The sequence below is a fragment of the Pararobbsia alpina genome, assembly GCF_902859895.1.
Taxonomy (GTDB): Bacteria; Pseudomonadota; Gammaproteobacteria; order Burkholderiales; family Burkholderiaceae; genus Pararobbsia; species Pararobbsia alpina.
The window spans coordinates 186,285-208,479 of record NZ_CADIKM010000007.1 but is presented as its reverse complement, the minus strand read 5'-3'; the positions used below and the strand labels follow the sequence as shown (position 1 = coordinate 208,479).

The window sequence follows — 22,195 nt, the reverse complement described above, 5'->3', positions numbered from 1 at the left end:
CGGGGAAACTGCTTGTCGGGTAAGCATTGATTGATATACGATATGTATATCATGAAAGGGAGGCAGCAATGAGTCGGATTCTGGTTGACTTACCGGACGCACAAGTCGAAGCGTTGGCGGTATTGGTGGAGGCGGAGCAACGTCCCCGCGCCGCTGTCATTCGCGACGCGATCGAGGCGTATATCGCCCAACACAAGCGAGCGCTTGGGGCCGACGTTTTCGGGCTGTGGAAGGCGAAGAAAGTAGATGGCCTCGAATACCAGCAGGAACTGCGCTCGGAATGGTAAAGGCGCTCTTCGACACGAACATTCTGATCGACTATCTCAGCGGTGCCGGTGCTGCAAAGAAGGAACTGGCGCGCTATGGGTATCGGGCGATCAGCACGATCACCTGGATGGAAGTCCTGGTTGGCGCAACGGCAGAAGACGAGGCCTCGATTCGCGCATGGCTTGGCTCATTTGACATCATTGCACTGGACAGTGCCATTGCGAATCGCGCTGTCGAAATTCGCAAGCAGAAGCGGATTCGCCTGCCTGACGCCATTGTTTGGGCATCGGCGCAGGTGAATTCCCTGCTGTTGGTTTCACGCAATACAAAGGATTTTCCCGCGGACGACCCGGGTGTCCGTGTGCCGTACAAAATCTAGCGGGCTCTTTGCACGGTCAGGGATTGCCTCTCCCGGCTTCGGTCTCGGACCATCCCGGCAAACGTGCTCCGTTGGCTCATTCCATGAGTTCCTGGCCGCGAAAGATTGCGTTGTGCGTTGCCTGCTGCGCGGATCGAAGATCGACAGCGATGCACATGTCGGCTGGATTCTGTTGGTGATTGATTTGAAATGGCCCGCAAGTGCCCCTCGTATCAGACGTACCATCGTCGCCTCAAGGTTATGACTGGCCTTTAACCAGAATTTCAACCAGATCCGGAACTGTCGCTTTAGGATCAGCCGCCTTGCTTGCCAGCTCGTAAGTGTGGCGAACGCTTTCGGCATTGTCATGCATGGCGCCCGACTCGCGTGCCATGGTTGTGTAGTAGGTCATGTCCTTAAGCGCGTTGCTGATGTAGAAGCGGAAGCCTGTACGGTCACGTGTCTCGAGGAAAGGACGGAACCGGTCCAGTACTACGCTGTTACCACCGCCTTTCCCAACAACCTCGAGGAAAACGTCCGATGAGATATCGGCGCGCTCCGCACAAGCAGCCGCTTCTGCGAGGACGGCTGAAAAGCCAAGCGACACAAAATTGTGAATCAGCTTTAGCTGATGGCCCGATCCGACAGGACCAGCAAAGACGATGTTTTCCGCGTAGCACTGAAGAAGTGGCTTCACCGTCTCAAAGACTTCGCGATCTCCGCCCACGGTCAGGTTAAGTCGACCTTCTGCCGCTTCCTTCGGTGTGCGTGTCATCGGGGCATCGATAAACCTCACTCCGATCTTCTCAACCTCGACGGCAATGCGTTGCGTCGATGAAGGGATCGCGGTCGAACAATCGATGATGATCGTTCCCGGCTTAACACCTTCCAGCAACCCTTCCTTCCGAAACAGGACGTCTTCTACCTCAGGTGTGCCAGTTACACACAAGATGATGATGTCTGCCGCGGCGGCGAGTTCCTTCAGACTGGGCGTGGTCGTCGCACCCGCTTCGCGCAGACCATCGAGTGGCTGGTTTCCAGGGTGCTCGAAAAGTATCATCGAATGTCCGTGCTTCACGATATTGCTCGCGATGCCGTGACCCATCAGACCGATTCCAACCATGCCAACTTTCTTCATCTCCGCCTCGCTAAACGTTATGTCTTTGCCCTACGCTACAAACACCCCCCTGCTCTTGCCCGCGTATTACCCCCGAGTCACAAAAATTCAAGCCAACTCTTAAGACAGCGAAGGTCACCGTGGACCCTGAGTCAAGAAAACCGCCCGCTTGGACGTTTTAGCTTCGATCAAACCAAACGGTCTGGGCGTTCATGAATTCAACTACTCCGAAATAGGAGAGCTCGCGGCCATAGCCGCTCTTTTTCACGCCTCCGATCGGCACACGCGGATCTGATGCTGAGAAGCCGTTGATAAACATGCCACCGGTTTCAATCCGGCGCGCAAGTTCCTTCGCCCTGCTCTTGTCTTCCGTCCAGAGCGCTCCGCTCAATCCGAACTCGCTGTCGTTCGCCATGGCGATGGCGTGATCTGCATCCCGGCTCACAATCAGTGATGCCACTGGGCCAAAAGTCTCCTGGTCAAAAACCGTCATGCCTGGCTTAACATCCGCGAGAATCGTCGGTGCGTAGAAGTTGCCACGTCCCTCGACTTTGCTACCGCCGACGAGTACGCGCGCGCCCTGCTCCACACTGTCCCGAACCTGCCTGTCGAGTTCGTCGCGCAGATCAAAGCGAGCCATCGGCCCGAGATAGGTGCTTTCGTCCAGCGGACTGCCCATTTTGAGTTGAGCAACGGCGCTCACAAACCGTTCCGTAAAGGCCTCAGCGATGGGCGCTTCAAGGATGATCCGTTTAGCAGCGATGCAGATTTGCCCGGTGTTCTGGAAGCGCCCGACGGTGGCCGCCTGGACAGCACGGTCAAGGTCAGCATCGGCCAGCACGATAAACGGATCTGAACCACCCAGTTCCAGAACGGATTTCTTAAGAGCCGCGCCAGCCTGTGAAGCAATGGCAGAGCCGGCGCGTACGCTCCCGGTCACCGTGACCGCCGCAATTCGGGGGTCCGAGATGGCTGTCGAAACCAGATCGTTGGTGATGTTCACGACCGAAAATGCGCCTTCAGGCAGGCCAACTTCCGCAAACAGACGTTGCAGCAGATACGCGCAGCCCATCACGTTCGGTGCGTGCTTGAGCACGTAGGCATTGCCGCCCACCAGAATCGGAATCGCGCCCCGGACGACCTGCCAGAAGGGGAAATTCCACGGCATGACAGCAAGGATAGGACCGATCGGCAGGAATGACACGTACGCCTGCTCGCCAATCTTCGTCGCCTCGTCGCGAAGAATTTCCGCGCCATTCTCGGCATACCAGTCGCACAAGACCGCACACTTCTCCACTTCGGCGCGGGCCTGCGTGATCGGCTTGCCCATTTCGTTCGCAGCCATCCGACCCAACTCATCGATGTCCCGACGAAGCAATCGCGCGAAATTCGAGAATAGATTCATGCGGGTCAGCACAGGCGTAGCGGCCCATTGTCGGAAGCCATTTACCGCCGCGTCGAGCGCCCTGTGCAGTTCTGCAGGGCTTTGGTACGGATAGCGCTCAATGGTCTCCCCGCTGGCCGGGTTGACTGAGATTGCCGCGTCGTGCGACAGCGAATTCGAGAGTTCGGCAGAAACCATTTTGCAAAAAGTCCTTCAAGTTACTTGTTCACAAGTCGAGCAGGCAGACCTGCCACGACGAGAACCGCAGCGATCATCAAACACCCGGCGAGGACGTACATGCCCACATCGGTGCTGTGTGTCCAATCCTTGATCAATCCGACCATATAGGGACTCGCGAAGCCTGCCAGATTGCCAACCGAGTTGATCAGCGCGATCCCTCCCGCCGCTGCGGCCCCGCCGAGGAAGGCCGTTGGGCAACTCCAGAACAGCGGGATTGCCGACAAAATGCCAACCGTTCCCAAAGACAGCGCTGCGACGGCCAGCACAGGCGACGTACCGAACGTGACGCTTGCGATCAAACCGGCCGCTCCGAGAACGCACGGCACGGCGATATGCCATCTCCTCTCTTTGTATGCATCGGCGCTGCGCCCGACCAAAATCATCGCAATGGTGGCCAGCACGTAAGGTATCGCGTAGAGGAAACCCACACTCGTCGTGTCTTTGACGCCCAAGCCCTTGATGATCGTCGGCAACCAGAAGCTCACACCATAGAGCCCCATGATCAGGCAAAAGTAGATCAATGCAAGCAGCCAGACCTTGGCACTTCCAAAGGCCTGCAGCGCAGATGCGTGCCCTTTCTCCGCTTCGTCGTTGTCGATACGCTCCTGCAGCATGGCCTTCTCCTCCGGCGCCAACCATCTGGCGTCAGCAATCCGGTCGTCAAGCAATGCCAGGACAAGCAGACCAACGATGATCGACGGGATCCCCTCGAGAACGAAGAGCCATTGCCAGCCCGCCAAGCCAAGTGCCCCCGATACTGATTGAAGAATCCAGCCCGAGACCGGGCCGCCGATCACACCCGAAAGCGGGATCCCGGTCATAAAAAGCGCAGTCATACCGCCACGGCGTTCGGCTGGGAACCAGTAAGTCAGATAGAGAATCATGCCGGGGAAAAATCCCGCCTCGGCGACGCCCAGAAGCAAGCGCATGACATAAAACATTGTCGGGGTCGTGACGAACATCATGGCCGCCGAAACGACACCCCAGGTAATCATGATTCGCGCGATCCACTTACGCGCGCCAACCCGATACATGATCAGATTGCTTGGAATTTCAAAGAAGAAATAGCCCAGGAAGAAAATGCCTGCACCGAGACCGTAGACGCTCTCGCTGAAGCGCAGATCGTTGAGCATCTGTAGCTTGGCGAAACCGACATTGACCCGGTCAAGGTATGAGACCACGTAGCACAAGAACAATAGCGGAACGATCCGCCACGCCACCCTGGAGTATGTTCGCGCCTCCGAATCCTTACGTGAGTCGGCCAGGCGTTGTCCGGATACGGTGCTCATCTATGTCTCACTCCGTCGAGTATGGCTGTGTTTCAGCCTGTGCATGTTCGTCGCATGCGCATATTTTTCATTCAGGCAATAGTCACTACAGGCGAAGAAGGAGCGAGCTGCTCAAATCCGTTAGCGCGGGCCGTCGTTTGACAAGCAACGCAGTTCCCATCGGTTGCATCGTGGCCGGACAAGCATCGGCCGATGAAAAGCAGCCGCTCCGTCGACGAGAGGGTTAGTCTCCGTTCGGCCAGATGAAGCGCTCTTCAACGACCATCACACCGGTGAGTTTGTCAACGAAGTTAGGGATGTCCGCCAGAAGCTCCACACCTTCGGGACCGGAGAAGGCGGCATCGTGCGCCTCTTTGCTGTCGAACCACAGTTCGGAGAAGCCATCGTACGGTACCGTCGGATTGGCCTCACGATCGATGATGTTGATCGCGTAACGCCTCAAACCCGGAATGCGTTGGCACAACACAGCGTGCACGCCGCGCCAGTGGGCGGCGAACTGTTCAGGTGACAGGTCCTTCCGCTTCTGGAGGAACCCGATGCGCTTCGCGAACGTCTTGGACATGTAATCTCCGTCAATCTCATCACTATCGGCTTGCGAATCAAACCGTGAATCGATTCTACGGCTGATCGATCGGTGCGAAGTTGCAAAGAATTCAAGGCGCCTTCGCAATATTAGAAACCATCGCTTGGCACCTCGCCGGAGGGTGAGCCATCTGAAGGAGCAGTGAGTACGGGTGGTGCGGCTTGCTCACCGCTATTGATCTTCGTGCGACTCGTCGAGAAGATGGTCGAGAAGGCGTTGCACGGAGGCCGGAAGCTCCTCGTCCCGGACGCATACGAACATCTGGCGGACTGCCCACGGGTCGGCAAGAGGAACGAGCCGGAGGCGCAGTTCGTGACTAAACGCCTGTGCCGCGACTTTCGGAAGTATTCCGACGCCAAGTCCCGCGTCAATCATCATGCATATCGCCTCAAAGCTCTTCACCTGAACCCTGATCCGAAGCGGCTTACCCTCGGCCGTCGCGGCTTGTTCAAGCAGCTTCAGCATCGCGGTATTGCTCTCGAGTACCACCAGATCCTGATCCAGGAGGTCCGCTAGTCGAACGGTCTTGCCGCTTATGCGCAGGGCGCGTGGCAATACGGCCACGAGCTGGTCGACCTTGTAGGGGTAGCATCGGACACCCTCAGGCGTGCTGGCGCCCGGGAATGCGACGCCGACATCTGCCATGCGGTCTCTGAGGCCTCCGATAATCTCGCTACTCAGTCGCTCCTGGACTTCGATCTTGATGTCCGGACTATGCAACGAGAACGAGGCGAGAGCCTTTGGAATGTATTGCGTAAGAGCAGAGGTACTCGCAAACAGACGGACGACACCTCGGAGACCCTTGGCATAGTCGGACATGTCCGTTTTCAGGCGGTCAGCTCCGCGGAGCATCTGCCTCGCATGAAAGGCCAATGCCTCCCCAGCCGGCGTGGGTGCGACGCCTCGCGATGTTCGTGTCAAAAGCTTGACGTTGAACTCGCCCTCCAGAAGCGCAATCCGGCGGCTCGCCGCCGACAACGCGATATGGGAGAGTTCCGCCGCCTTCGAGAGGCTGCCGCATTCGACGGTCCGGAGAAACAGAGCGAGAGAATTGATATCTGGGAGCAATGTCGAATCCTGTGGCGGGTTGATCCGAAAAGAGTCCTGCCGCGCTAGGGATTCGCAAGCCTTCGTCGGAGCAACGGAGCGCGGTATCGTAGCACCCTCACGCGGTAAGCACGACAAAGGCTTCTGTTTGCCAATACTGCACCGCGTGCTCTCGCCTCGCGTCGCCGATTGCTCGAGTCAATCTTAACGGGCTGGACCGGCATTGCTCCAACCCAAAGTCAAAAGGCTCCCCCAGCGACACCCAAACACCACACCCACGATATCAATGCGCCAGTCTTCGAACTTCTCGAAGGCGGGTTGCCGAAGTTCTGATACCGCTGTCTGGACGTCGTCCTTAGAATGACTCCAAGAAACGAAGGGCAATGCAGTTGCCCGTCTTCCAGGGCATCCCGCGAACCGTCTCCGACGCTTCACAGAGTGCTGACGCAGACCGTCGACACGGAACCGCGATACCGACCGATACCGACCGCCAGCATCGAGACCTTCAGGCGGTGCAAGCGATTTTGTCAGCTTGCGCCGGGTGGTTGGCGTGGACAGGCAAGCCGAATCAGCCTGCCCTCAAGTTAATGCTTACCTCGAAACCATTAGAAGGCTGGAAATGACAGGTCCGCTCACCGGCATCACCATTGTCTCCTTGGAACAAGCTATCGCCGCTCCTTTCGCCACGCGTCAACTCGCAGATCTCGGAGCGCGCGTGATCAAGATCGAGCGGCCGGAAGTTGGCGATTTTGCCCGTGCTTACGATGATCGGGTGAAAGGCATGTCTTCGCATTTTGCGTGGACAAATCGCTCCAAGGAAAGCCTCACGCTCAATACCAAACACGAATTCGCTCAAGAGGTGCTGCACGCACTGTTGGAGAAAGCGGATGTCCTGGTCCAGAATCTCGCCCCCGGCGCAACCGCAAGGATCAATCTGGACTATGAGTCGCTCAAGGAGCGCTATCCACGACTGATCGTTTGCGATATCTCGGGGTACGGCTCAAACGGACCGTACACGGAAAAGAAGGCTTATGACCTTCTCGTTCAGGCGGAGGCCGGCTTCCTTTCGGTCACGGGGCTGAAAGATGACATGGTCAAGGCGGGGTGTTCAATCGCTGATATCGCCGCCGGGATGTATGCCTATTCGGGCATTCTCGCCGCGATTATCGAGCGAGGAAGGACGGGACGGGGAACGCGGCTCGACGTCTCCATGCTCGAAGCGATGACGGAATGGATGAGTTTTCCCATGTACTACGCTTTCAATGGCGCGTCGCCACCGCCGCGGGCTGGGGCATCGCATGCCACTATTTACCCATACGGCCCGTTCAAGGCGAACGACGGAAAGACTGTGATCCTGGGGCTGCAAAACGAGCGGGAATGGGTGAAGTTCTGCCAGATTGTTCTCGATGCTCCAGCACTAGCGACCGACGAACGCTTTGCTTCGAATGCCTCAAGAAGCAGGAATCGAGAGGAACTGCGGAGCATCATCGAAACAGTCTTCGGAAGCATGAATAGTGATGAACTGGTTACCAGGCTTGACGTGGCCGATATAGCCAACGGGCGGGTGAACGACATGCATAGTGTATGGGAACACCCTCAGCTCAAAGCCCGCAAGCGCTGGCGAACCGTTGGCTCGCCGGTCGGCAAGATCCCCGCATTGCTTCCGCCCGGCGGCGATCCGTTTGAGATTCGCATGGATCCAATCCCGGCAGTCGGCCAGCACACAGACAGCATTCTCGTGGAACTGGGATTCGATACCTCACGGGTAGAAAGTCTCCGCGCAACCGGCGGCATTTAACCAGACTTCAAAACATGAATCTTGTGGACAGTGCCGTTACCTATCTGTTTGTTCCGGGTGATCGCCCTGAGCGGTTCGTGAAGGCTGTAGAGGCTGGAGTCGACGTCGTCATCGTTGACATTGAGGATGCGGTCGCGCCGGCGAGGAAGGCAATCGCCCGTTCCGCTATCGCAGAGGCCTGGCCTCCACTCTCGGAACTTGCGGCGCGGCGCGGCGCCGCGCTGTGTATCCGGATCAACTGTGTGCGCGCTGAAGCGTTTGAGGAAGATCTTGGTTTGTGCCTGCGCTTGAGGCCGGCGCTGGTCATGGTTCCAAAAGTCGAATCGCCTGAGGAACTGATTGCAGTCAGCGCGGGCTTGCCGACCACCCGAACCCTCGCGCTCATCGAAACCGCGACTGGCGTGCTGGAGGCTCCAGCCATCGCCTCCGCGCCGGGGCTGGCGCGGCTGGTACTCGGATCGGTAGACTTGATGCTGGATCTGGGCGTTACCGATGACCGCGGCCCCTTGGACGCGGCGCGTTCGATGCTTGTACTCGCGTCGGCGCGAGCGGGAATTGCTGGGCCGGTAGACGGAGTCTGTACAACGATAGAGGATTTCGAACGCATACAGAGTGATGCCGCGAGGGCACGGAGTTTCGGATTTACCGGAAAGCTATGCATTCATCCGAGACAGGTGGCGGCGGTAAGCCGTGCATTCGAGCTAGCCGATCACGAAGTGTCCTGGGCGGAACGGGTAGTCTTGGCCGCAGCTTCAAGTGCTGGAGCGGCGACTACGGTAGACGGTGCGATGGTCGATGCACCCGTGATACTGCGAGCAGAGCGCATACTAGCTCGTGCCAAAGCACTACGCACAAGACAACCGCCGCACTGAGCGCTAATAAGGAAGGCTCTGCCCTTCGCTCTATCCTTCCTCTCCCTGAAGGAAAGGATTGCCGCGCACTTGTTCAACGAAATAGATCCTGCTGACGTGCCCACCCCTCAATGAAAATCGCGGCTCCGGGTCGCGAGGCGGCCGAGCAAGGGCGTGTGATCGACGAGACGCTGCGCGACCAGGTTCATCACCTCCCCTTCGCGCTGCCAGGTGCCGAATACGCCGAGCAGTTGTGCATTGAGCAGCTCCTTGCGCTGGCGTTCGATCAGGCTCGGCCAGACGATCACATTGATCGAGCCGGTCTCGTCTTCAAGCGAGACAAAAATCGTTCCGCTCGCAGTCTCCGGCCGTTGCCTGACCGTCACGATCCCGCACGCGCGCGCAAGCCGGCCATGCGGATAGGTCAATAGTTCCCGCGCGGTCTTGAAGCGCAGATTCGTGAGACGCTCGCGCAGCAGCGAGACGGGATGGCGGTTCAGCGTCAATCCGATGCTCGCGTAGTCGTCGACGATCTCGCGGCCCTCATGCGCATGAGGCAGGAACAAAGGTGCCTCTTCGATCGGCGCATCGCGCAGCAAGCGTGTCGTGCCCTGCTGCGCAGTAACGGCCCACCACGCCTGCCGGCGATGACCGGCGAGCGATTTCAGCGCGTCGGCCGCGGCGAGCGCCTCGAGCTCGAGCCGCGACAAGGCCGCGCGCCGCGCGAGATCGTCGACGTTCTCGAACGGCGCGCGTTGCCGGGCCGCCATGATCCGTTCGGCCGCGCCCTGCGAGAACCCCTTGACCAGATTGAAGCCGAGACGCACGGCCGGTCCATCGGCGCCGAAGCTCCGGGCCAGTTGCCAGTAGCGGCGCGCACTGCGTTTGGGGAGCACGTCCTCGAACGGCAGCTCGAACGGCGTAGGCCGGGGCCTGACGTAATACGGATCGGGATGCGGCCCATGAATCCATGCCTGCTCGGATACAGCCTGCCTGCGCGCCGTCTCCTCCGCGGACACGATATGCTCGAACCCCGCCTCCCAATCGCTGACCACGACATCGGGCGGCAATACCGTCACGCCATGCCGGCGGGCATCCTGCACGAGTTGTGAAGGAGAATAAAAACCGAGCGGCTGGCTATTGAGAAGCGCGGCGAGAAATGCCGCGGGCTCATGACGCTTGAGCCATGCACTGTGATAGCAGAGCAATGCAAAGCTCGCCGCATGGCTCTCGGGAAAACCGTAGTCTCCGAAGCCCTCGATCTGCTTGCAGATCCGGTCGGCGAAGGCTTCTTCATAGCCTTTTGCAAGCATGCCGTTCTTCAGATCGTCCTGATATTTATCGAGATGCCCCTTGCGCTTCCATGCCGCCATGGCACGGCGCAGCGCATCGGCCTTGTCGGCGGAGAAGCCGGCCGCGTACATCGCCAGCTGCATCACCTGCTCCTGGAAGACCGGCACGCCCAATGTGCGTTCGAGCGCCGGTTTCACTTCTTCCTTCGGATATTCAATGGCTTCGAGCCCCTGCCTCCGGCGCAGGTACGGATGCACCATGCCGCCCTGGATCGGCCCGGGCCGCACGATCGCGACTTCGACGACGAGATCGTAATACCGCTGCGGTCGCAGGCGCGGCAGCATGCTCTGCTGCGCACGCGATTCGATCTGGAATACCCCGATCGTATCGGCATGCGAACACATCTCGTAGACCTCGATATCCTCCGGCTGGATATCCTGCTGGCGGAATTCGGGCAGGCCGCGCCGCTGTGCGACGAACTCGAGCGAACGGCGGATCGCCGAGAGCATGCCGAGTGCGAGCACATCCATTTTCAAGAGGCCGAGTGCATCGATATCGTCCTTGTCCCACTGGATCACGCTGCGTTCGTCCATTGCGGCATTCTCGATCGGCACGAGCCGCGAGAGCTTGTCGCGCGCGATCACAAAACCACCGACATGCTGCGAAAGATGGCGTGGAAAACCGCGCAAGGTACCCGCCAGTTCGGCGAGATGACGCGTGATCGGCGAGCCCGGATCGAAGCCCGCCTCGGCGAGCCGGTCGGGCATCGCGGCCTTACCGTCCCACCACTGATGGGTCTGCGCGATGCGTTCGATGAGCTGGGCATCGAGGCCGAGCGCCTTGCCCACATCGCGCAGCGCGCTGCGCGTCCGGTAGCTGGCGAGCGAGGCTGCGATCGCGGCGCGATGGCGGCCATATTTTCCGTAGATATACTGAATCACCTCCTCACGCCGCTGATGTTCGAAATCGACATCGATATCGGGAGGTTCCTTGCGCGCGCGCGAGATAAACCGCTCAACCAGCATCGACATGCTGACCGGATCGATCTCCGTGATCCCGAGGCAGTAACAGATCACCGAATTGGCCGCCGAGCCGCGTCCCTGGCAGAGGATCTTTTGGCTGCGCGCATACGCAACGATGTCATGGACCGTCAGGAAATAAGGCTCGTACTTGAGGTCGGCGACCAATTCGAGTTCGCGCTCGATCTGTCTCGTACGATCGGGGGTGAGGCCATCGGGCCAGCGGACTTTACTGCCCTCCATCACGAGTTCACGCAGATGCTGCGCCGGGGTCTTGCCCGGCGGCACCAACTCTTCGGGATATTCATATTTCAGCTCGTCGAGCGAGAAATGGCAGCGCGAAGCAATCGCCTGCGTGGCCGCGAGCAGGTCGGGCGGATACAGTTCGACGAGCCGTTCCAGCGGTCGCAGATGGCGTTCGCCATTCGCCTCGAGCGCGAAACCGCATTCGGATAGCGGTGTGTTCAGGCGGATCGCCGTCAGCGTGTCCTGCAGCCGCTTGCGCGAACGCACATGCATGAGCGCACCGCCCACGGCGACGAGCGGCAGGCCGGTCAGGGTCGAGAGGGTCCGCAGGGTCTGCAGGCGCATTGCATCGTCGCCGCCTCGCGATGCCTCGAAAGCAATCCAGGCACGGCCCGCGGCCCAGTTCGCAAGCCAGCGGGCACGCTCGAGCACGTCGGCCGCGCTGTCGTCGGGAGACGGCACGAGTATCAACAGGCAGTCCGGCAGGCCGGCGAGATGCGCCCATTCGCCGGCCGGCGCCTCGAAGTCGCCGCGCTCGAGCCAGTAGCGCCCCTTCTCGGTCCGACACCGGGCGCAGGTGATCAATTCGGACAGGTTGCCATATCCTTCCCGGTTGACCGCGAGGGCGACCAGTGTGCACCAGTGCTCGCCCACGGCATTGACGATGCGCAGCTCGCTGCCGATCAGCAGCTTGATCGGATGTTCAAGCGCGGCGACATGCGCACGCACGACACCCGCCAATGAGCATTCGTCGGTCAGCGCAAGCGCGGTGTAACCGAGCTGCGCCGCACGCTCGACCAGTTCGGCCGGATGCGAAGCGCCGCGCAGGAACGAGAAGTTCGACAGACAGTGGAGTTCGGCATATTGCATGGCAGGTCTCGATCGGATGGCTTGCCGGAGCTTCAGCCGAACAGGCCATGCAGGAACCATGCACCCGCGGGCTGCTCGTCGGCGGACGATCGTTCGCGATAGACCCAGTAGAGCGCCGCATCGTCACCGCTCGCGATGAAGTAGTCGCGCGTCGCGCCCTGTCCATCCCACCAGCCCGCTTCGATGCACTCGGGGCCGGAGACGATCTGCAGCGTGCTCCGGTAATACGGCAGGCCATGGCGTGCGGTCAGCCTGAGCGGCACGGGCATCAGCCAGACCGGTCGCGGAGCGACCGGCGCAAGCGACGGCACCAGGTTGCCGGGTCCATCGAGGCGACCGTTCAGACGCTTCCTGACGGACGACGATGAAGACGAAGCGGTCGCTTGTCTCGCGGCCAGCGCCTGCTTCGACTCCGTTCCCAGTCTCATTGCCGAAGCCTGCCGGGTCGCCGCCTTTTGCCTGGATGCCAGAGCCTGAGGGGACTCTGTGTCCTGTCTCGATGCCGGGGCTTGAGCGATCAATGCTCTTTGCTTCGATGTCGATGTCGATGTCGATGCCGATGCCGATGCCGATGCCGATGCCGATGCCGATGCCGATGCCGATGTTGATGCCGATGCCGATGCCCGATTTGCCGATGCCTCCTGTCTGGCTTTGGAGGCTCGCTGCGCTGCCAGGCCGGCGGCACGTTTGCCGAACTGATACGGCGCAGTCGAGACCACGGCCTCGGGCCGGTGATCGGCGCGCGCGGCGACTTCACGGACCTTGTCCACGCCGAGCCGGGCGACCAGCCGCTCGACCAGCCGGACCATCGCCTCACGTTCGCCATCGGGACCGGCCGCGAGCGGAAACAGTGTCTCGGTCGGCGCCGCATACTCGCTCACCTGATCGGCGCTCAGATGCACTTCGATCACGGGCGCGATCAGTTCGGTCCGGAGCAGTTTCTCGCGGCTCATCAGCAGCAGGTGATCGAGCGCACGGGCCGGTGTCGACCACGATACGGTCAATGCCGATGAGCGCGGATCACCATGGCGTGCGGTTTCATGCACGAGCGTCAGCGTGAACTGGCTCACCCCCGCATGCCGGGCCGTGAGCCAGCCCACCAGTTGCAACAGGAGACGGCGGACCGCGAACAGCAAGGCCTCGGCCTGCTCGACGCGCGCCATCAGTTCGAGCTTCGCCTCGAACACCGGCGGCGGCATGAAATAGTCGCGCGGGTCCGGTGCCTCGCCATAAGTCTGTGCGAGCGTGCTCAGCAAGCCCACCCCGAAACGACGGGCCAGGCCCGCGCGCGGCAGGCGGCGTACCGAGCCCAGGGTCTCGCAACCGATCTGCGCGAGGCCCTCGCCATGGAGCGCCGCGGCAGGCAGCAAGGTCGCCGGCAAGGCATCGAGGGCCGCGGCAAGCCGCGTGGCCCGAACCACGCGCCGGCGGCGCCCATCCCAGACCGCCGCGGCGCGCGCGAACAGCCAGGCCGCCCACGGCGTGGGGGCACAGCCCAGCACCGCATGGTGGCCCGTGCCGTCGAGCGTCACGCCGATCTGACGCAGCAGCGCACGCAAACCGCCGAACAAGCGCAGGCTCCCGGTGACGTCGAGCAGCAGCGTATGCGAATCGGCCAATACGATCTGCGGTGTGAACGCACACAGGGCCAGCGCGACCGCCTCGAAAGCCCGGCTCTCGCGTTCAGGCTCCGGCAGCAGGCACTCGAGCTGCGGAGCGAGTGCCAGGGCATGCGAGCGTGCAAAGCCGACCCGCACGCCGAGCGCCTGCGCGCGCGGGTCGACCAGCACGATCCGCGCGTGGGCCACCAGCGCATAGGGTGGCGCCAAAGCCGTCAAAGCCGTCAAAGCCGTCGAAGTCGCCAAAGCCGTCGAAGCCGTCGAAGCCGTCGAAGTCGCCGCAGCCGTCGAAGTCATCGAGGCCGTCGAAGTCATCGAGGCCGCCGAAACCCCCATCTGCGCAGGCTCCCTCTCAGGCGACGGTGGCCGTACGGCTTCGAGTGGCAGCATCGGCAGCGTCACCGCGATCCACACCATGATCGTTCTCCACGACATCAGGAACAAACGGTGCAACCCGCACCGGCAATCGCACCCATAAAGGCGCAGCCAGCGCCGGCCCGCGCCGCTTGACGATCTCCACGCGCAAGCCTGCGCGTTCGAGCCCGTCCGCGGCGGCGGTACGCACGCCCACATCTCTTTCGGCCGGCGGATTCGACACTTCACGCAAGGTCCGCAGCCATGCGCCCGGCACATCGGCGGGCTCGCAGCGCAAGCGCAAGGGCGCGGGAGAAGATTGCGCGGCCACGCTGGCCGGGCGCATCAGAAACGCCAGTGCGCTGCCGTCCTGGGCCAGCACTTGCAGGCGCCGCAACGCGGCGGCCTGGACGCGCGGCAGCCAGATCAGCACCGCGCCGACCCCGTCGTGCTGCAAGGCCTGCTCGGCGGCCCATAAGGCGTCGTTGCCCTGGGCATCGATCCACACCAGTTTGTCGAGCGCGATGCCGGCCGCGGCCAGGGCCGGCGCATAGGGCAGAAACGGCGGCGCGATCAGCAGTGCATGGCGCGGCGCGAGCGGATGCGCGGTCAACCTCGCCAGCGCAGGGGCAAGCAGGCGCATTTCGCCCGCACCGGGACGTGCACTGAGCAGTTCCGTGAGCGCCGCGCGCGGCCAGCCGCCATCGGGCAGATGCGCATCGAGCACCGCATGGCCGCTCGGTACGCTACCCCGGGCCGCATGGCCCAGTTCATTGCCGCGCCAGACCTGGCGGGCAAGATGAGCAGGCAAGGCGAGCGCCGGCGAACCGGCAGACGATGATTTCGCGGACAGACTACCCGGCAAGCCGGCCGACTCGCCAGACAGCAAGTCACCCGACATTCCGGCAGACAGGTGAGCGGGCGAACCGGCCCCCTGCCATTCGGAAGAAGACAATCCGGGCCCCGCATGAACCGCCGCAGATTGAACAGACATGGACCTTTCCCGTTTTCAAAGACGGCAAAGGGTCCGGCCTGCCCGGAGGCAGACAACGGACCGCTTTGCTTGATACTGTGTATTTATACAGTATTTTTCAAGAAAACGAGAGAATGAAATAAGAATCGCGGCTCGGTAAAAAGTATCCTGCCGGGGTGCAGCGGCGACGCTGTTTGAGCCACACGCGTCACGAATTTGAGCCGCGTCTGCGTTAGGGATTTGATCTGCGTCAGTGCGAAGAAGACCGCTGCCCGTTCATGGGTGTGCAGTGCCCTCTTTAGAGCCCTATACAGACCCGCTCACGAACGGCACCGCTTCGCTGCGCCGTCGCCACAAGCGCATCAGCAGGAATGCGACCATCGACAGGTTCGCAAGGAATACGATCGCGCCGGGCCAGGTCAGCCGGTGCGACAAATGGTAGATCTCCAATGGCAGATAGAGGCCGCCCGATGCCGCACCGAGCCATTCGCCCCACGCCCGCTCGCGCCACAGACCATAAGCTTCGGCAAGCCGCAGGACCGCATAGGCAAGCGCGAGCAGCACGAGCGAACGAATATTCGTGTTGTTGAGCAGATCGATGTAGTGGAGCAGAAGCGCCGGATAGTGGCGCACGGGATCGAGGCCGAAATGTCCGATCAGTTCCGAAGTGATACGCCGCAAGTCGTGATGCAGCAACTCCATGAGACCGATGCTCGCGGCGAGCGCAGCCACACCCTTGATCCCTTCGTAGATCGCGATCGCATGGAGGGCGTGGCGGTGGCTGGGGTGACGCTTGCCGGCCCTGTTCAACTCCTCGCGCCGGTAATGTAGTGCTCGAGTTGCTGGATCGTGAACTCCTGCTCGGAGATGATGTCCTTGACCAGATCGCCGATCGAGATCATACCGATCAGCCGGCCCTTCTCGATCACGGGCAAGTGCCGCAGACGATGTTCGGTCATGATTGCCATGCAGTCCTGCGAAGTCTGCTCGCGCTGCACGTAGCGTACGCCTCGGCTCATGATCTCGCTGACCTGCGTGGTCTTCGACGACCGGTCCTTCAGCACGATCTTGCGCGCATAGTCACGCTCGGTGACGATGCCGACAACCTCGTCGTGACGCATGACGATCAGCGCCCCGATCCCTTTTTCCGCCATCAGCTTGATCGCGTCGTAGACCGACGCGGACTCGGCAATCGTAAAGACATAGTGGTCAGGTTTCGCGTTGAGTACCTGCGCAACTTGTGTCATGGAGGCCCTCCTTGGCGTCGTACTGCGCCGCTCGAAAGCGCGGCACAGCGGCGATGTGTGCTCCCCTGAGCCTCAGTATAGGAGTCGCGATGCAGGCGCGCGAACGCAATTTTCTTGCAACGGCCGGCGGGTACCGGCCGCTTTTGCGGCACCGCAGCACGAACCGCCATGCCGGTGGTGCGTCCAGGCCGAGTCCTCGTTTTCGTTCTCGAAGCCCGGCACTCGTACGAGCACTATGCGTCGTGACCACAAGCCGCGTGGTGGACATGCCCAGGCGCCGCGCCGTCGTCCCACGCCGAACCCAGGATCATCGTGCAGAAGTTCAGGCGCTTGTAGGAGGGATCCCGGAGGGCAAGTACGTCGGCCTTCACATTGCCGAAGGTCGACTCGGGTTTCTTGATCGTGCCGTGCGCGAAGGCGTTGATGATGCCGTTCTTGAAGTCGCGTTCGCGCGGATGGGCCGCGACCACCTGGATGCGTTTTTCTTCAGGGAATTCGTCGTAGGCGATGCCCAGGACGTCCATCTCGACGCCCGCGGTCACCAGCGCGACGACCGGCTTCATATGTTCGGGCACGCCGGGGGTCGTGTGCAGGGCGATCGAGGTCCAGACCTGCTCGATATCGTATTCGTTGACGCCGTGTTGCTGGAGAAAATCGCGGGCCGCGTTCGCACCGTCGACTTCGAAGCGATGGGTCTTGCTGCTATAAGCATCGACGAGCCCCATATCGTGGAACATCGCACCCATGTAAAGCAGTTCGGGATCGAATTTGAGCTGCTTGCGCTCGCCGGCCAGCGCGCCGAACAGGAACACGCGCCGCGAATGGTTGTATAAAAGATCGGATTCGTTGTCGCGCACCAGTTCAGTTGCGGCGCGGGCGAGCTGGCTGTCGGGAATGCGGATGCCGGCGATGGTCGTGCTCATGAGGTTCTCCAGATAGAAGATGGAATGGGTCAACGGCTTCGCACAGGTCGCGGCCGTGTATGCTGTTTCGTCATCGTTGAAGCGTGCAGTGAGTGTCGTGCCGAACGCCCGTCGGGACAATGCCGCGGCACAGGCTAACCCTGCCAATCGCACGGCGTGGGCTGCCATGGGACGTTTCAGTAAACGTTTCGGGAAACGAACAGGAAAGTGTGCAGAAAAGCACGCGGGCAAAATGAACCAGAAAACAAGGACAGAACTGAATGCGCTCAGTTGCGATTGCGATCTTCCCGGGTGTTCAGGCACTCGATGTGGCCGGTCCGGTCGATGTGTTCGCCGAGGCCAATGCGTTCGTCAGTGCGGATGCCGGCTATGAGATCACGCTGCTGGGAGCCAGCCGCGATGCGCTGCGCGCATCGAACGGCATGCAGATGCTGGCCGACCGGACATTCGACGAACCCGCGGAAGCGTTTCACACCGCATTGGTCGCGGGCGGTCCTGTCCTGCCGGCCGGCGAGGCCGAACCGCGGCTGAACCGCTGGCTCATCGAGGTGGCATCACGCTGCGAGCGTTATGGTTCGATCTGCACGGGCGCGTTCGCACTCGGTCATGCGGGCCTGCTCGACGGACGTAAAGTGACCACCCATTGGCAGGATGCGCCGCGCCTCGCGAGCCGCTTTCCGCAGGCACAGGTCGAGCTCGACAGGATCTATATCCGCGATGGCGCGCTCGTGACGTCGGCCGGTGTGACGGCGGGCATCGATCTCTCGCTCGCGCTCGTCGCCGAGGACCATGGGCCCGCGATCGCGCTCGCGGTGGCCAAGCGTCTCGTGGTGTTCGCGCAGCGGCGCGGTGGGCAGTCGCAGTTCAGCCCCTACCTGAGCGTGCCGGCCGACGAGACGTCGCCGGTCGCGAAGGTGCAGGCCCATGTCATGGAACATATCCGCGAAAGGTTCTCGGTCGCGCAGCTTGCCGCGGTCGCGGGCATGAGCGCGCGCAACTTCGCACGTGTCTTCGTACAATTGGCCCATGTCACGCCGCATGAATTCGTCGAGCGTGCGCGGGTCGATACGGCGCGCAACCTACTCGAAAGCACGGACAAGGTGCTCAAGGCGGTCGCCTATGAAAGCGGTTTCGCCACCGCGGATCGCATGCGCATCGTGTTCAGCCGCCGCCTGAGCGTTACGCCAACCGAATACCGGGCGAGTTTTTTGAACATTCCGAATAAGCCGGACACCCTGAACCTTCCATGACCTCATCCACATCGCCAGCCCACTCCCCCGTCAGCGCGCCTTTCGGAAGCTGGAAGTCACCTGTCACCACGCAGTTGATCGTCGGTGAGACGATCCGGCTCGGACAGCCCGCGATCGGCGCGGGCGGTATCTTCTGGACCGAAAGCCGGCCGCAGGAAAAGGGCCGCACTGTGCTGGTCAGGCATGACGCCGATGGCCGGACCGAAGACATCACGCCCGCGCCCTACAACGTGCGCACACTCGCCCATGAATATGGCGGCGGCGCGTTTGCGTGCGGCGTGTCCGCGCACGGCGTTCACGAGAGCTTCTTCAGCCATTTCGACGATCAACGGATTTACCGGATCAGGGAATCCGAAGCGCCCGAGGCGCTGACGGGCATCGCGGAGGTTCGATATGCGGACGCCCTCGTCGATACCACGCATCGCCGGCTGATTGCCGTCATGGAGGATCACAGCGTGCCCGGCCATGAACCGGTCAACAGCCTCGTGAGCATCGACCTCACGACCGGCGCCCCGCACACGCTCGCAAGCGGCCACGATTTCTTCTCGTCTCCTGCATTGAGCTCGGATGCACGCCAGCTTGCATGGCTCACCTGGGATCATCCGGACATGCCATGGGACGGCACCGAACTCTGGCTCGCCGACATCGCGCCCGATGGTTCGACCGGCACCCCGCGCAAGATCGCGGGCGGCCGCGGCGAGTCGCTGTTCCAGCCCGCATGGTCGCCGTCCGGCGAGTTGCATTTCATATCGGACCGCAGCGGCTGGTGGAACCCCTACCGCCTGCGCAACGGCAAGATCGATGCGCTCAGGCCGATGGACGCCGAATTCGCCAGACCCCAGTGGGTGTTCGGCATGCGCACCTACGGCTTCGACTCGGCGGGACGCATCGTCTGCCTATATGAACTCGAAGGTGACACACATCTCGCCGTACTCGATGCCGACACAGGCAGCTTCGACGAAATCGCGACGCCTTTCCGGGCGATCCGCGACCTGCATGTGCACGGCGACCAGGCGGTCTTCATCGGCAGTTCACCGACGGCCGACGAAGCGGTCGTTGCCTTCGACCTGAAGTCGCGTACACATCGAGTGCTGCGCCGTGCAAGCCGGGCCCAGGCCGACCCGGCCTATGTCTCGATCGCCGAGGCCATCCGCTATCCGACGGAAGGCGGCGCCTTCGCACACGCCCTGTTCTACGCGCCCGTCAATGCCGATTTCAAGGGGCCCGCGGGCGCTTTGCCGCCCCTGCTCGTGATCAGTCATGGCGGCCCGACCAGTTCGACCAATGCGGCCTTCAAATGGTCGATCCAGTACTGGACCAGCCGCGGCTTTGCGGTCGTCGATGTGAACTACGGCGGCAGCAGCGGCTACGGCCGGCCTTATCGCGAGCGCCTGAACGGCCAGTGGGGCGTAGTCGACGTCGACGACTCGATCCATGCGGCGCGCCACCTCATCGAGCGCGGGCTCGTGAATCCCGACCAGGTCGCGATCCGCGGCGGCAGCGCGGGCGGCTACACGACGCTCTGCGCGCTGACCTTTCGCGACTTCTTCAAGGCGGGCGCCAGTCACTATGGCATCGGCGATCTCGAAGCGCTCGCACGCGACACGCACAAGTTCGAATCACGCTATCTGTTCCGGCTGATCGGCGACTATCCGGCCGAGCAGGCGCTTTATCACGCCCGCTCGCCGGTCAACTTCACGGACCGGCTGTCGAGCGCGATGATCCTGTTCCAGGGCGCCGAAGACAAGGCAGTGCCGCCGAACCAGGCTGAGGCCATGTATCAGGCCGTGCGCGCGAAAGGCTTGCCCGTCGCGTATCTGCTGTTTCCGAACGAACAGCACGGCTTCCGGCGCGCGGAGAATATCAGCCGCGCGTTCGAGGCCGAGCTGTATTTCTACGGGAAGATCTTTGGCTACGAAACGGCCGACGTCATCGAGCCGGTCGTCATTGACAATCTCTGAGACGGACTCATCAGTTCTTCAGCCAAAGCGGCCTCGCGGAAAAACTCGATCGCACGCGGTTCATCCGCGTGGGCGATATTGATCCGCAGCCAGGGCGTATCGCGCTGGTCCGCGTGGAAGGCCTGACCCGGCGCGATGCCGATACCGAACCGTTCGGCGAACTTCGACAGCTTCTGTGAATCGTCGATACGGGGCACCCTCGCCCAGAGGAACTGCCCCCCGACCGGCGGACCGAATACTTCCCAGCCCGACGACTCGAGCCGCTGGAGCGTGCCCGACAGACTCTCGGCCAGATGCCGGCGCAGCCGTTCGAGATACTTGCGATAGGCGCCGCGCTCGAGCATCGACGACACCAGCGATTCGGCAAACCGCGAGGCGGTAATGCTCGTGAGCGTCTTGATATCGGCCATATGGCGGATCGCGGTCGGCCCGGCCACCAGATAGCCGACCCGCAGCGAACCCGACAAGGTCTTCGAAAAGCCGCCGATATAGATCACGCTTTCGAGCTGGTCGAGCGTCGCCAGGCGATCGGTCGGTTCCGTCTGGAAATCGGCGAAGACATCGTCTTCGATGAGCGTGACCCCATGCTGCCGGGCCAGCTGCAACACGCGAAATGCATTGGGCGGCGACATCGTCGTGCCGGTCGGGTTATGAAACACGGTATTGACGAAGAACACCTTGGGCCGGTATTCGCGCAGCTTCGCCTCGAGCACGTCGATATCGAGCCCGTGCCGCGTGCGCGGAATGCCGACGACCTGCACACCCGAGATCCGCAGCAGGCCGAGCAGGTTGTAGTAGGCCGGATCCTCGATGAAAACCGTATCGCCAGGCTTGAGCATGTAGCGGATCACGAGGTCGAGCGCCTGGCTCGCGCCATTGGTCAGCATGATGTTGCCTGGATCGACATGGATGCCGAGCGGCATGAGCCGCATCGCAACCTGCTCGCGAAGCGGCGCATAGCCGAGCGGCGTGCTGTAGTCGATCAGGCTGCTCGGGTCCGTCCGCGCCAGCTGGCGAATCGCAAACGAAAGACCTTCCGTATCGCGCCAGTCTTCGGGCGTCAAGCCATCACCGAGCCTGAGCATGTCGGGGCCAAAGTGATTCGTCTTCCAGACGGGTCCCACGACGTCCTCGACCAGATGCGAATCGACCACGGTCAGCTCGGGTGGCGCGAAGCGCCGCTCGGCGACGTAGAAGCCCGAACCGCGCCGCGAATCGATCAGGCCGAGCGAGACGAGCCGGTCGTACGCCTCGATCACGGGGAAACGGCTGATGCCATGGTCGGCCGCCAACTGGCGGATCGACGGCAGCTTGGTACCGATCCTCGCCTCGCGCGTCGTGAGCCATTGCCTGACCGCGCCGACGATCTGGTCAGTCAGCGGTATGCCCAGGCTTGCATCGAGTTCGAGTTTCATGAGCGACCTTTACCGGAACTGTTCGTGAAATTGGCTGAACAGTCTAGTCAAACTGTTCGGAACTGTTCATGGGATTTTAGGCTTTTAGAGC

Annotated in this window: 18 protein-coding genes; 6 read left to right on the top strand and 12 right to left on the bottom strand. The window is 61.6% G+C overall.

Annotated features, from left to right (window positions below; all coding sequences use genetic code 11):
* Positions 1-68: 68 nt before the first annotated feature.
* Both HV670_RS10735 and HV670_RS10730 read left to right on the top strand, forming a co-directional pair.
* Positions 69-287 carry a ribbon-helix-helix protein, CopG family gene (locus HV670_RS10735; protein ID WP_175104766.1) on the top strand — a complete coding sequence of 73 codons (219 nt, stop codon included), beginning with the start codon at positions 69-71 and terminating at the stop codon, positions 285-287.
* Positions 281-646, top strand: coding sequence for a type II toxin-antitoxin system VapC family toxin (locus tag HV670_RS10730; RefSeq protein ID WP_175104765.1), 366 nt, complete (start codon positions 281-283; stop codon positions 644-646). The genes HV670_RS10735 and HV670_RS10730 overlap by 7 nt, the downstream gene beginning before the upstream one ends.
* Positions 647-884: 238 nt before the next feature.
* On the opposite strand, the gene HV670_RS10725 is transcribed toward HV670_RS10730, so the two are convergent.
* The 5 genes from HV670_RS10725 to HV670_RS10705 all read right to left on the bottom strand — a co-directional run bounded on the left by HV670_RS10725 (position 885) and on the right by HV670_RS10705 (position 6,306).
* A complete protein-coding gene (locus HV670_RS10725; RefSeq protein WP_281362386.1) occupies positions 885-1,784 on the bottom strand; it encodes an NAD(P)-dependent oxidoreductase in 900 nt (299 codons plus the stop codon).
* A gap of 136 nt (positions 1,785-1,920) precedes the next feature.
* Entirely contained in the window at positions 1,921-3,324 is a 1,404-nt protein-coding gene (locus tag HV670_RS10720) for an NAD-dependent succinate-semialdehyde dehydrogenase (RefSeq protein ID WP_175104763.1), read from the bottom strand.
* A 20-nt stretch (positions 3,325-3,344) separates the two neighbouring features.
* Entirely contained in the window at positions 3,345-4,655 is a 1,311-nt protein-coding gene (locus HV670_RS10715) for an MFS transporter (protein ID WP_175104762.1), read from the bottom strand.
* Between the two features lie 223 nt (positions 4,656-4,878).
* Complete coding sequence (locus tag HV670_RS10710) at positions 4,879-5,217, bottom strand: EthD family reductase (protein ID WP_175104761.1); 339 nt, start codon at positions 5,215-5,217, stop codon at positions 4,879-4,881.
* 192 nt (positions 5,218-5,409) lie between these two features.
* Positions 5,410-6,306 (bottom strand): LysR family transcriptional regulator, encoded by an 897-nt coding sequence (locus HV670_RS10705; protein WP_175104760.1) that lies wholly within the window; start codon positions 6,304-6,306, stop codon positions 5,410-5,412.
* 598 nt (positions 6,307-6,904) lie between these two features.
* On the opposite strand from HV670_RS10705, the gene HV670_RS10700 reads away from it, so the two are divergent.
* Positions 6,905-8,083 carry a CaiB/BaiF CoA transferase family protein gene (locus HV670_RS10700; RefSeq protein ID WP_175104759.1) on the top strand — a complete coding sequence of 393 codons (1,179 nt, stop codon included), beginning with the start codon at positions 6,905-6,907 and terminating at the stop codon, positions 8,081-8,083.
* Between the two features lie 14 nt (positions 8,084-8,097).
* A complete protein-coding gene (locus HV670_RS10695; RefSeq protein ID WP_175104758.1) occupies positions 8,098-8,955 on the top strand; it encodes an HpcH/HpaI aldolase/citrate lyase family protein in 858 nt (285 codons plus the stop codon).
* A gap of 107 nt (positions 8,956-9,062) precedes the next feature.
* Here the strand turns inward: HV670_RS10695 and HV670_RS10690 are convergent, their stop codons facing one another.
* From HV670_RS10690 to HV670_RS10665, 6 genes are all read right to left on the bottom strand, one after another.
* Positions 9,063-12,362 carry an error-prone DNA polymerase gene (locus tag HV670_RS10690; protein WP_217478403.1) on the bottom strand — a complete coding sequence of 1,100 codons (3,300 nt, stop codon included), beginning with the start codon at positions 12,360-12,362 and terminating at the stop codon, positions 9,063-9,065.
* A 32-nt stretch (positions 12,363-12,394) separates the two neighbouring features.
* On the bottom strand, positions 12,395-14,398 hold the full coding sequence (locus HV670_RS10685; RefSeq protein WP_175104756.1) for a Y-family DNA polymerase: 2,004 nt from the start codon (positions 14,396-14,398) through the stop codon (positions 12,395-12,397).
* On the bottom strand, positions 14,334-15,329 hold the full coding sequence (gene imuA, locus HV670_RS10680; protein WP_175104755.1) for a translesion DNA synthesis-associated protein ImuA: 996 nt from the start codon (positions 15,327-15,329) through the stop codon (positions 14,334-14,336). Before imuA ends, HV670_RS10685 begins: the two co-directional genes overlap by 65 nt.
* Before the next feature lie 285 nt (positions 15,330-15,614).
* Positions 15,615-16,118 (bottom strand): DUF2127 domain-containing protein, encoded by a 504-nt coding sequence (locus HV670_RS10675; protein ID WP_175104754.1) that lies wholly within the window; start codon positions 16,116-16,118, stop codon positions 15,615-15,617.
* Positions 16,115-16,555 (bottom strand): CBS domain-containing protein, encoded by a 441-nt coding sequence (locus HV670_RS10670; RefSeq protein ID WP_175104753.1) that lies wholly within the window; start codon positions 16,553-16,555, stop codon positions 16,115-16,117. Before HV670_RS10670 ends, HV670_RS10675 begins: the two co-directional genes overlap by 4 nt.
* A gap of 233 nt (positions 16,556-16,788) precedes the next feature.
* Complete coding sequence (locus tag HV670_RS10665) at positions 16,789-17,478, bottom strand: HD domain-containing protein (protein ID WP_175104752.1); 690 nt, start codon at positions 17,476-17,478, stop codon at positions 16,789-16,791.
* A gap of 260 nt (positions 17,479-17,738) precedes the next feature.
* Here HV670_RS10665 and HV670_RS10660 point away from each other — a divergent pair, with 260 nt between their 5' ends.
* Positions 17,739-18,728, top strand: coding sequence for a GlxA family transcriptional regulator (locus HV670_RS10660; RefSeq protein WP_175104751.1), 990 nt, complete (start codon positions 17,739-17,741; stop codon positions 18,726-18,728).
* Positions 18,725-20,689 carry a dipeptidyl-peptidase 5 gene (locus HV670_RS10655; RefSeq protein ID WP_175104750.1) on the top strand — a complete coding sequence of 655 codons (1,965 nt, stop codon included), beginning with the start codon at positions 18,725-18,727 and terminating at the stop codon, positions 20,687-20,689. The genes HV670_RS10660 and HV670_RS10655 overlap by 4 nt, the downstream gene beginning before the upstream one ends.
* Here HV670_RS10655 and HV670_RS10650 read toward each other — a convergent pair.
* Complete coding sequence (locus tag HV670_RS10650; protein WP_175104749.1) at positions 20,641-22,104, bottom strand: aminotransferase-like domain-containing protein; 1,464 nt, start codon at positions 22,102-22,104, stop codon at positions 20,641-20,643. The two genes, HV670_RS10655 and HV670_RS10650, sit on opposite strands and share 49 nt — an antisense overlap.
* Positions 22,105-22,195: the final 91 nt, after the last annotated feature.

Excerpts from the sequence above, each read along its gene's own strand:
- HV670_RS10660 (WP_175104751.1), top strand. The coding sequence starts at position 17,739 with ATGCGCTCAGTTGCGATTGCGATCTTCCCGGGTGTTCAGGCACTCGAT.
- imuA (WP_175104755.1), bottom strand. The coding sequence starts at position 15,329 with ATGTCTGTTCAATCTGCGGCGGTTCATGCGGGGCCCGGATTGTCTTCT.
- HV670_RS10710 (WP_175104761.1), bottom strand. The coding sequence starts at position 5,217 with ATGTCCAAGACGTTCGCGAAGCGCATCGGGTTCCTCCAGAAGCGGAAG.
- HV670_RS10670 (WP_175104753.1), bottom strand. The coding sequence starts at position 16,555 with ATGACACAAGTTGCGCAGGTACTCAACGCGAAACCTGACCACTATGTC.
- HV670_RS10695 (WP_175104758.1), top strand. The coding sequence starts at position 8,098 with ATGAATCTTGTGGACAGTGCCGTTACCTATCTGTTTGTTCCGGGTGAT.
- HV670_RS10700 (WP_175104759.1), top strand. The coding sequence starts at position 6,905 with ATGACAGGTCCGCTCACCGGCATCACCATTGTCTCCTTGGAACAAGCT.
- HV670_RS10720 (WP_175104763.1), bottom strand. The coding sequence starts at position 3,324 with ATGGTTTCTGCCGAACTCTCGAATTCGCTGTCGCACGACGCGGCAATC.
- HV670_RS10690 (WP_217478403.1), bottom strand. The coding sequence starts at position 12,362 with ATGCAATATGCCGAACTCCACTGTCTGTCGAACTTCTCGTTCCTGCGC.
- HV670_RS10730 (WP_175104765.1), top strand. The coding sequence starts at position 281 with ATGGTAAAGGCGCTCTTCGACACGAACATTCTGATCGACTATCTCAGC.
- HV670_RS10685 (WP_175104756.1), bottom strand. The coding sequence starts at position 14,398 with ATGGTGTGGATCGCGGTGACGCTGCCGATGCTGCCACTCGAAGCCGTA.
- HV670_RS10715 (WP_175104762.1), bottom strand. The coding sequence starts at position 4,655 with ATGAGCACCGTATCCGGACAACGCCTGGCCGACTCACGTAAGGATTCG.
- HV670_RS10735 (WP_175104766.1), top strand. The coding sequence starts at position 69 with ATGAGTCGGATTCTGGTTGACTTACCGGACGCACAAGTCGAAGCGTTG.
- HV670_RS10650 (WP_175104749.1), bottom strand. The coding sequence starts at position 22,104 with ATGAAACTCGAACTCGATGCAAGCCTGGGCATACCGCTGACTGACCAG.
- HV670_RS10655 (WP_175104750.1), top strand. The coding sequence starts at position 18,725 with ATGACCTCATCCACATCGCCAGCCCACTCCCCCGTCAGCGCGCCTTTC.
- HV670_RS10665 (WP_175104752.1), bottom strand. The coding sequence starts at position 17,478 with ATGAGCACGACCATCGCCGGCATCCGCATTCCCGACAGCCAGCTCGCC.